This window comes from Longimicrobium sp. (assembly GCF_036387355.1).
GTDB lineage: Bacteria > Gemmatimonadota > Gemmatimonadetes > Longimicrobiales > Longimicrobiaceae > Longimicrobium.
The window spans coordinates 21,510-31,104 of record NZ_DASVTX010000500.1 but is presented as its reverse complement, the minus strand read 5'-3'; the positions used below and the strand labels follow the sequence as shown (position 1 = coordinate 31,104).

Below are 9,595 nucleotides of genomic sequence, written 5' to 3'. Positions count from 1 at the left end.
CGCGGGGGGAAGCTCCGTTCCGTCCTCCGCGCCCTGCGTGGCGGGGTCCAGCGGAAGGGCGGGCGGGGGCGGAACCGCCCGTTCTCTCGCCGCGCCCGACGGCGCGGTAAGGCCGTCCGTGCGGGTGCAGCCGGCCGCGGCGGCCACGAGGGCGGCGGCGAGGGTGACGCGAAGGATGCGCATGTCCAGGATCTCCCGTGCGGGGGTGGAGTGGCGGGCGGATGACCTCCGTCCCCCAGCATTGTAGCGCACCCTGTTTACTTCGTACACTTTCTCGTGCGGCGCGCCGGAGCCGTCCCGGGCCGGCGCGCGCACGGCGGATGGCGGGAGACGATTGGGATGGAGGTGGTTGAGGTGTGGTTCGCGGGCCTGAGGCGCTGCCGCGCGCACAGTCGTGTCACACGGTGGCCGCTTTGTGCGTGGCGGGCGAGGGTGGCTCTCCGGGGCGGGTGCGGCGTAGCTTGGAGCGGGTACCCTGCCGCCGCCGCTCCGGAGAACCATGCCCGACTTTCCGTCCCGCCCGCTGATCCTGGGGCACCGCGGCGCGCCGCGGGAACTGCCGGAGAACACGCTGGAAAGCTGCCGCCTGGCCGTGCGGCAGGGCGCCGACGGTGTGGAAGTGGACGTGCAGCCGTCCATCGACGGCGTCCCCGTCCTGATCCACGACCCCACGCTGGCCCGCACCACCGGCCACGGGGGACACGTGGCGGCGCTCCCCTGGGCGCGCATCGCGCAGCTGCGGGCGGGGAGCGAGCCGGTGCCGCGGCTGGACGACGTGGCGGCGTGGGCGGCGGAAACGGACGCGTGGGTGAACGTGGAGATCAAGTCGCCGGGCGCGGAGGAGGCGGCGGTCGCGGCCATGATGGCGGCGGGGCGGCAGGAGCGGACGGTGTTCTCGTCCTTCTACCCCGCCATCCTGTCCCGCGTAAGGCAGATCGCGCCGCACGCCGCACGCTTCTTTCTGACCGAGTGGTGGGACGACGACGTGCGGGCGGCGGTGGAGAGCCTGGGCGTGCAGGGGGTGTGTCCCCACCACCGGCTGGCGACGTCCGCGTTTCTGGACGAAATGCGGGCCGCCGGGCTGGGCGTGATCGTGTGGACGGTGGATGAGCCGGAGCGCATCCGCGAGCTGGTGCGAGCGAACGTGACCGCCATCATCAGCAATCTTCCCGCGCTGGCGGCGGGCATCCTGCGCGAGGAGCGGGGGTGACACGGGGCCGGACGCGCCCGTGCGCACGCAAGTGGATGCTGGCGCGGCGCTTGCCCCGCAGGGGACGCGAGCGCGCCGTGGGGGCGCGCCGGATCGCGATCGGCAAGGAATGAACATCCGCATTCTCGCGGGCGCGGCGCTTCTGGCGCTGGCGTCCCCCGCCCTGTGCGCCGCGCAGCGCGACACCATTCGCATCGGCCAGCCGCGGGACACGGCGCGCGTGCCCACGACGCGGCGCGACAGCGTGCGCATCACGGTGCCGCGCGACCTGCCTCCGCCCGCCGACACGCGCCCGTGGATTCCGGCGCGGCCGGACACCGTGGCCGCGCTTCCGGAGACGGACAGCGTGTTCGATTCGGCGCAGACGCAGGCGCTGGTGAACCGCGTCATCCAGTCGGGGAGCACCGTGCCCGCCGGGCTGGACGACTACCTGGCCGACATGCGGAGCGCCATCTACCTCTCCATCCGCTCCGACACGGCGCAGGGGGGCGAGATCCCCGTGACGGTGGACGAGCTGGCGGGAGAGGTGCGGTGGGCGCGGGGCGGCGCCGTGGAGCAGACCATTCAGGGGCACCGCATCCGCCTGCTGGCGCCCACGCCGTACACGGTGGGGAGCATGCTGGAGGCGCCGTGGATCGTGCCGCACCTGTACGGCAACACCATCGACATCTTTTCGCTGGCGGCCACCCCCGCCAACCGCTCGCGGGTGGCGCGCGCCATTCACCCGTTCTCGTTCCGGGGGATCGACTTCTACCGCTACACGGCGGGCGACACGGTGCGCGTGACCACCCGCGAGGGGCGCCTGTCCCTGGTTCCCGTCACGGTGCGGCCGCGGCCGGGCAAGCTGCAGGAGGCCAGCGACAACCGGCTGGTGGCGGGCACCTTCTACGTGGACGTGGACCGCGCGGCCATCGCCCGGGCGCGCTTCGGCTTCGTGGAGCGGGGCGGCGCGCTGGCCATCACGGAGACGGGGGTCTTCTTTGAGCTGGAAAGCGGCCTGGTGGGCGGCCGGTACTGGCTCCCCTACCGCCAGCGGCGCGAGATCCAGGTGTCGTCGCCGCTGCTGGGCGGGGCCGCCGCCATCCGCCTGGTCACCATGCTGTCGGACTTTCAGCTCAACCAGGGGTGGACGCCGCAGGCCGCCGGCTCGCGCCTGGTGTGGCGGCTGGAGAACGGCGCCTTTGCGGGGTGGCGCGGCGTGGGCGACGAGACGGACGTCACGGACATCGCCGACTTTGCCGACCTGCGCGGCGTGGTGCGCCCGCCGGGAAGCACCCGGGGCGTGCAGATCGTGCCGCGCTACCGGCAGAGCGACCACCTGTTCCGCTTCAACCGGGTGGAGGGCGCGTTCCTGGGGCTGGGCGCGCGGGTGCAGCCGGCGGACCCGGACCGGCGCGACTGGGACGTCTACGCGCACGCCGGCTACGCGTTCTCGGAAGGGACGGCGCGCGGCGAGCTGATCGGCAGCTGGCACCCGGACGCCACCTCGCGCGAGCCGGGGGCGCGCTACTCCGCCACGGCGGGCGTGTACCGGCGGCTGCGCGACATGACGTCGTTCCGCCCACCCGTGGAGTTCGAGCTGGGGTACACGCTCAGCGCGGCGCTGGCGGGATACGACGTGCGCGACTACTACGACGCGGCGGGCGCGGAGCTGTTCGGCACGCGGCGCGCGGGGAACTGGCTGGCGCGGCTGGGCGGGCGGGTGGAGCGGCACGATTCGGTGACGCGCAACACGGGCAGCTACGCCTTCGGCACGGCGGCCGACTTTCCCTTGGTGGCGGCGGCGCAGCCGGGGACGCACGCCGCGGCGGAGGCCACGCTGCGCTACGCCCGCGGCAGCGGCGCGTTCGGCGTGAGCCGCGGCTTCATTGCGCAGCTCACGGCGGACCAGGGGCTGGGCGACTTTGCCATCACCCGCGCCACGGCGCTGGTTTCCACCCGTGTGCCGTCGCGCTATCTGACGCTGGTGGGGCGGGCGGACGCGGGAACGGTGCTGGGCACGGTGCCGCCCCAGTTCCTGTACCGCTTTGGCGGGGTGGAGGGGCTGCGCGGGTACGCGCGCAACGAGTTCGGCGGCACCAGCGCGGTGCTTGGGCGCGGCCGGCTGCTGCTGAACCTGCCGCCGTACACCAGCGAGCCGCTGCTGCGCATCGGCGGGTTCCTGGTGCCGCCGCTGCGGCCGGCCATCGTGGTGTCCGGCGACGCGGGGTGGTCGGGCGTGAACGACCGCTCGGCGGAGGCGCTGGCGCGGCTGGGCGCGCGGGAAACGGACGGCGTGCGCTCGTCCTACGGCACGGGGCTCAGCTTCTTTGAGGACGCCGTGTCGGTGGAGTACGTGTGGCCGGGCGACGGCGGCGAGGGGAAGTGGTACGCGGGCTTCGTGGCGACATTCTGAGGGCGGGCGGTCCCGTCCTTGCGAGCGGACCGCCGCTGGATGCACGCTGCGCGACCAGACCACGAACCACCTGACCAGGACCGGAGCCGGACATGTCCTCCATCAACCGCCCCCTCGCGGGACCCGTGCTGGCCTTTGACCTTCACGAGCAGATCGCCGCCCTGCGCGCGGAGGAACCCTACCGCCGCAGCGGGCGGGCCGGGCGCACGCTGGCCAAGAGCGGCCGCTTTCGCCTGACGCTCACCGTGATGTCCAAGGACAGCGAGATCGGCGTGCACCACGCGGACAGCCCCATGACGCTGCAGGTGCTGGAGGGGTCGCTGCGCTTCCGCGCGGGCGGGCAGGAGTACACGCTGGACCGCGGCCAGGTGCTGTTCTTTGGCCCCGGCGAGGCGCACGACATCCGCGCCGGTGAAGAAAGCGCGCTGCTCATCACCATTTCCGCCGTGGGCGACGACTACCGCCCCGAGGAAACGGCCAACGCCTGAGCCGTCCGCCGCATTCGTGCGGGGACCACAGCCCGGGCCGCGCGCGGTCCGGGCTGTGCCGCATCCGGCGGCTGTTCATCCCCCTTTTCCTGATTACGACCGTCGATGAAGCGCAGTCTCGTCCCGCTGGTGGCGGTGGTGCTGGCCGCCGGCTGCAACCGGTCCCCGAGCGGGCCCGTGCGGCCCGAGACGTACGGGGTAGAGTTCCTGGGCACCCCGGCGGGGGCCACGGCGTTCATTCCCGCGGACGTGGATACCGGCGTCGTAGTGGGGCGCGCCGACTTTCCCGCCCGGTCGCGCGCGGTGCAGTGGCGCGACGGGTCGTTCACGGCCATCGGGCCGGAGCCGGGGGCCGGGTGCCTTTCCGAGGCGCTGGCGACGTCCAACTTCTACGTGGTGGGCATCGTGCGGTGCGCGCAGGACGTGTACGGCTGGTCGTACCCCGACGACCTGGGCCGCGCGGATGCGCGCCCGTACGAGTTCCGCGACGTGAACGCGAGCGGCGTGGTGGTGGGGACCGTGAATCCCGCGCCCTTTCTGGAGCCGCGGCGGCGCGCGTTCGTGCGGGAGCGGGGCGGGCTGCGGGAGCTGCTGCCGCCCGGCGCTACGGCCAGCGAGGCGGTGGGGGTGGCGAATGACGGAAGCGTGGCGGTGAACGCGTTTTCCGCCTGCACGGAGCTGGTCTGCGCGGAGCGGCGGGTGTTTCTGCTGCGCGAGGGGGAGTGGCTGGAGGTGCCCCGGCCCGGCGTGTCGCCGCGGCGGCGGGGTCATGCGGTGAGCTCCGACGCGCGCGTGGCGGGAAAGGTGGATGAGGGCGAGCCGTTCCTGTGGCGTCCCCGGACGCGGGTGCGGGCGCTGAGCGTGATTCCCGGCACGCGGGTGGAGGTGCGCGGGGTGAACCGGCAGGGGCTGGTGGTGGGCACGGCGCGCACGGACCTGTCGCTGGGGCGGCCGGACCGCGCGGTAGCCTGGGGCGGCGGCGGGCGGCAGTACCTGCTGACGGAGCGGCTGCAGCCGGGGTCGCCGTGGCAGGTGGAGGAGGCGGTGGGCATCGACGATCAGGGCGAGATCGCCGCCATTGGCACCGACCCCGGCACCGGCCGCCGCGGCGCCATTCTCCTCACGCCCCCCGCGCGCCAGTAGCGCTCCGCGTACGCACGGGTCAGGACCCAAACGCAGACGCCCGGCCGCAGCAGCGACCGGGCGTCCGACACCTCGCGGACTTGCCGCCGCTTGTCGCGACGGTATAGGACGGCCCGAGGAATTGCGCCTCAATGATGCTCCGAATCGCGCTGGCCTTCAACCCTTCTCGCAGACGGATAAGGTTGCTCAGGGATGCTTGTGCGGGGAGTCCGTCTGCGTTGCGCGACGTTGGCTCGGCGGGAAGCAGATCTTGAGAGCGTGTTGGGAAACCCTGCCCGCCGATCACCCCGGAGCATGAGTGTCATCCTGAAGGAGGCGCCACCGAACACTGTCCGAGTGCTCCGAGTATGGCGCCGACTGAAGGATCCCGCCACGGACCACGCCCATGAACGAGTGACTGCGTGGCACGCGGCGCACCGTCCGACGCGGCCGGGAGTATCGGGCACGCCGCGCAGCCATGGTGCACCCGATAGTCCCGGCGGGACCTTCGACTCCGCGCCACGGTTTGGAGCGGCTGACGGTCCGGCGCAGCGCTCCGCTCAGAATGACGCCCACGCGCCGAGGTGCGAGGCGAGCACGGGTCTTCCGCACGGGAACCTCTCCAATGCGGGGTGGAACGTGCCGCGCCGCCGTGACGGAAAGTGGTTGCGTCCAATAGCTTGCGAGCACGTGGAGCGTGTGTCAGCGGCTCTGCCTGCCGATCACCCCGGAGCACGAGGGTCATCCTGAAGGAGGCGCCGCCCGAAGCTCTCCGAGCGCTCCGAGTCTGGCGCCGACTGAAGGATCCCGCCACGGACCACGCCCATGAACGAGTGACTGCGTGGGACGCGGCGCACCGTCCGGCGCGGCAGGGAGAATCGGGCACGCCGCGCAGCCATGGTGCACCCGATAGTCCCGGCGGGATCCTTCGACTCCTCGCCACGGTTTGGAGCCGCTGACCGTCCGTCGCGGCGCTCCGCTCAGGATGACGCCCAAGCGCCGAGGTGCGAGGCGAGCACGGGTTATTCGCATGGCTGCTCGTCCGACGCCGGGCTGTAGCGCGTGCCGCGACCTTGGCTCGGCAGCAAGCAGATTCTTCGACTCCTACCACGCACGACAGGCGCTGATGGCGGAATTGCAATCTTCGGCGAACGCGCTTTGCTTTGCGTTTCGCGGGGGCGAGATGCTGGTGCGGGTGGATGCGGACGCGGTTCGGGTGCCGCGCGGGCGGGAGGTGGCAACGCTGCTCGACGCCGGAACGCCCATCCCGGCCGGCGACGTCGGCGGGGCGGAGTGCGTGGCGCTGGCCGTGGAGGGCGAGGCACACGCGCCGGAGGGGATGGAGTTCCGCGGGCTGCGCGGCCTGCACGCGGTGCTCGGCGCGGACGAGTTCCGCATGGCCGGGCGCGCCTCGCAGATCCTGGAGTGGGACCGCGCGCACCGGTTCTGCGGCCGCTGCGGCTCGCCCACGCAGCCCGGCCCCGAGCCGCTGGCGCGCGCCTGCACCGGGTGCGATGCCGTGCACTATCCACGGCTCAGCCCCGCCGTGCTCATTTCCATCATCCACCAGAACCGCATCCTGCTGGCGCGGGGCCCGCAATTCACCCCCGGCATGTACAGCGTGCTGGCGGGCTTCGTGGAACCCGGCGAGTCGCTGGAGGAAACCTGCATCCGCGAAGCGCGCGAAGAGGTGGGGGTGGAGATCGCGGAGGTGCGCTACGTCGCGAGCCAGCCCTGGCCCTTTCCCAGCCAGGTGATGATCGCATTCACCAGCACGTACGCGGGGGGCGAGATCGTGCCGCAGCCGGGCGAGATCGAGGAGGCGCGCTGGTTCACCGTGGACGAGATTCCCATGGTGCCCGCGCCGCTCAGCCTGTCGCGCACCCTGATCGACCGGTTCGTGCGCGAGCAGGGCGGCGACCCCGCGGCGCTGCGCGATCCACGGTCTCCGCCCGCCTGATCGCGTCCGTGCACGGCCCTTGCTAGATCCGGCGCCCCAAACGCTGCTCACCAGGAGACGTGCATGAAACGATTGCTGAAGAGTGCCGCCGGAATCGCAATGACGCTTTCCGTGCTGGCGCTGCAGGGATGTGTGGTCAAGGACGGGGACGAGGGCGGCGAAAAGACCGCGCAGACCACCACGACGACCGCCGCGCCCGCGGCCCCCGCGGGCGGCACCGCGCAGGCGCCCGCCGCCATGCCTCCGGCCCAGGCCCCCGCTGCCCCGCCCGCGCAGCCGGCCACCCCGCCCTCCAACCTGCGGCTGGAGGTGAACGTGGCCGAGCGCGAGCTGTACGTGTACCGCGGCGAGGAGCGCGTGTCCACGCACAAGGTGGCGGTGGGGACGCGCGAGTGGCCCACCCGCACCGGCGAGTGGACCATCGGGCAGGTGGTGTGGAACCCGCGCTGGATTCCGCCCACGGAGCAGTCGTGGGCGGAGGACCGCGAGCCCAAGGAGCCGGGCGATCCGGACAACCCGCTGGGCCGCGCGCAGCTGGTGTACGACGCGCCGCGCTCCATTCACGGCACCAACCAGCCCGGCTCGCTGGGCAAGGCGGCCTCGCACGGCTCCATCCGCATCGCCAACAGTGACGCCATTGCGCTGGCGCGGATGGTGATGGAAGAGGGCGGCGCCGGCAAGGACCCGGCGTGGTACGAGCGCGTGCAGGCCAACCGCCGCGAGCGCGTGGACGTCGCCATCCCTAATCCCATCCCCATCCGCGTGGTGTCGGGAAGCGGGAGCGGATCGGACGAGGGTTCCGAGGGCGGGGAAAAGGGCAAGAGCAAGGACAAGAGCGGCGCCTGATCGCTCCTCCGTCGACAGAAACGGCCCGGGAGCACGTCGCTCCCGGGCCGTTTCTGTCTGCCGGCGCGCCCCGGACGTTTCTGCGGAACACGGCGGATGACGATCGCGGCGCGCCCTCGCGTCCCGGCTGGATGGCGCGTTCTATCCGGCGACGGGGGCGGCCGCCATGCGCCTGGCGAGCGCTTCCAGGTTGCGGATCTCCGCGCGAAAGACGGGCGGCATCAGCCGCGGCGCGGCGAAGCCCTCCACCAGGCCGCGCAGCCCGCCGCGCGTCCACGCGGTGCGGATGGTGACCGTGCAGCGCGCGCCGCCCTCCACCGGATCGACCGTAAAGGTGGTCACCAGGTCGGAATCCACGTCGCGCTCCATCAGCACGCGGCCGGGCTCCGGCTCCGATGCCCGCATGCGAAGGGTGCGCATACGCGGGCCTTCCTTGATGGGGACGGTGAACAGCGTCCCCGCGCCCCGGCCGCCCTCCTCCACCACCAGCGCGCCGAAGTTGGAGCGCGGAAGGATGCTGGGGTGCGCTTCGCGATAATCAGTCAGGATGCCGTACGCGATCTCCGCGGGGGCATCCACCGGTTCCGTGACGGATACGTCGATCCTGGCCATGGTTGGTGCGGGGTGCGGGTCAGCGCCGGATGCCGCCGGCGACGTGCTGGTCCACGATCTTGAGGTGGCGCTCGATCTCCTGCTCGATGTACAGCGCCTGGTCGCGGTCGTTCAGGCCGGTGACCAGCTTGAGCTGCCTGCCTTCCGTGGTGCGCGCCATGACGTCAAACGTGATGGTGGTGCTGTTGCGGCCGCGGTTGACCTGCTCGTTGCAGTACAGCTGCTGCAGCACGCTGGTGCTGATGTCGCGGTTTCCCGTCCACGGCAGCGGCCCGTGCTGCACCGTCAGCCGCCCGCGCCCCGCCACGATGCGCGTGCGGTTGACGAACATCGCCGCCGCCGTGTAGGCGATGAACAGCCCGGCGGCCACGTGAATCAGCGGAAACAGCATCATCAGCCGGCTCCCCGCCGCGAACGCCATGGCGTACCAGAAGGCCAGGAACCCGAACCACATCACGCAGAAGAACACCATCAGAAAGGCCGTCCACGCGTACCACCGCCGCTCGATGCGCAGCTCGCCGCCCACCGTTTCCACCGACAGATTCGGCGGCAGCGGAACGGGGAGGGGCAGCGCCGCGGCGAGCGTTCCGTTCTCCTGCAGCACGGCCCCGTTCAGGCTGTCGCGCCGGCCCGTGGCGGGAAGCGGCTGGGCGTCGGCGCCGGGCCGGAGGTCCACCAGGACGTGGCACACGCGGCAGCGCGCCGCCATGGTCTGTAGGTTCATGTCCTCCGCCTGGATCTGGAATCCGCAGGAGGGGCACTGGATGGGTCTGCTGGTGGCCATCGTCTGCTCTACGGGGAGAGGTGATGCGGGATGTGGATCGAGGATTCCCGGCCGATGAGATTCCGTGCGGTTCCGGACATCGGGCGAGCACCGCCGCTCACGCTCTCGCCCCCAATCTCGTCGTCCGCGTGCGGACGGGCATCGGCCGGATGACCGGGATGGGCCATGGCTCTCACCA

8 protein-coding genes and 1 pseudogene are annotated in these 9,595 nt (G+C 72.2%); 6 read left to right on the top strand and 3 right to left on the bottom strand.

Annotation, left to right across the window (positions count from 1 at the left end; genetic code table 11):
- Positions 1–183: pseudogene (locus tag VF665_RS21600) on the bottom strand (hypothetical protein); the annotation flags it as partial.
- Positions 184–499: 316 nt separating this feature from the next.
- On the opposite strand from VF665_RS21600, the gene VF665_RS21595 reads away from it, so the two are divergent.
- The 6 genes from VF665_RS21595 (at position 500) to VF665_RS21570 (ending at position 8,021) form a co-directional block, all read left to right on the top strand.
- A complete protein-coding gene (locus VF665_RS21595) occupies positions 500–1,210 on the top strand; it encodes a glycerophosphodiester phosphodiesterase (protein WP_331055543.1) in 711 nt (236 codons plus the stop codon).
- Positions 1,211–1,319: 109 nt separating this feature from the next.
- Complete coding sequence (locus VF665_RS21590) at positions 1,320–3,605, top strand: hypothetical protein (RefSeq protein ID WP_331055542.1); 2,286 nt, start codon at positions 1,320–1,322, stop codon at positions 3,603–3,605.
- Between the two features lie 92 nt (positions 3,606–3,697).
- Positions 3,698–4,093 (top strand): cupin domain-containing protein, encoded by a 396-nt coding sequence (locus VF665_RS21585; protein WP_331055541.1) that lies wholly within the window; start codon positions 3,698–3,700, stop codon positions 4,091–4,093.
- 105 nt (positions 4,094–4,198) lie between these two features.
- Positions 4,199–5,236, top strand: coding sequence for a hypothetical protein (locus VF665_RS21580; protein ID WP_331055540.1), 1,038 nt, complete (start codon positions 4,199–4,201; stop codon positions 5,234–5,236).
- Positions 5,237–6,341: 1,105 nt separating this feature from the next.
- Positions 6,342–7,175, top strand: a complete 834-nt coding sequence (nudC, locus tag VF665_RS21575; protein ID WP_331055539.1) for an NAD(+) diphosphatase — start codon at positions 6,342–6,344, stop codon at positions 7,173–7,175.
- Between the two features lie 63 nt (positions 7,176–7,238).
- On the top strand, positions 7,239–8,021 hold the full coding sequence (locus VF665_RS21570) for a L,D-transpeptidase (RefSeq protein ID WP_331055538.1): 783 nt from the start codon (positions 7,239–7,241) through the stop codon (positions 8,019–8,021).
- A 141-nt stretch (positions 8,022–8,162) separates the two neighbouring features.
- On the opposite strand, the gene VF665_RS21565 is transcribed toward VF665_RS21570, so the two are convergent.
- Positions 8,163–8,633 carry an SRPBCC family protein gene (locus tag VF665_RS21565; RefSeq protein WP_331055537.1) on the bottom strand — a complete coding sequence of 157 codons (471 nt, stop codon included), beginning with the start codon at positions 8,631–8,633 and terminating at the stop codon, positions 8,163–8,165.
- A 19-nt stretch (positions 8,634–8,652) separates the two neighbouring features.
- Positions 8,653–9,417 carry a hypothetical protein gene (locus VF665_RS21560; RefSeq protein WP_331055536.1) on the bottom strand — a complete coding sequence of 255 codons (765 nt, stop codon included), beginning with the start codon at positions 9,415–9,417 and terminating at the stop codon, positions 8,653–8,655.
- Between the last annotated feature and the right edge of the window lie 178 nt (positions 9,418–9,595).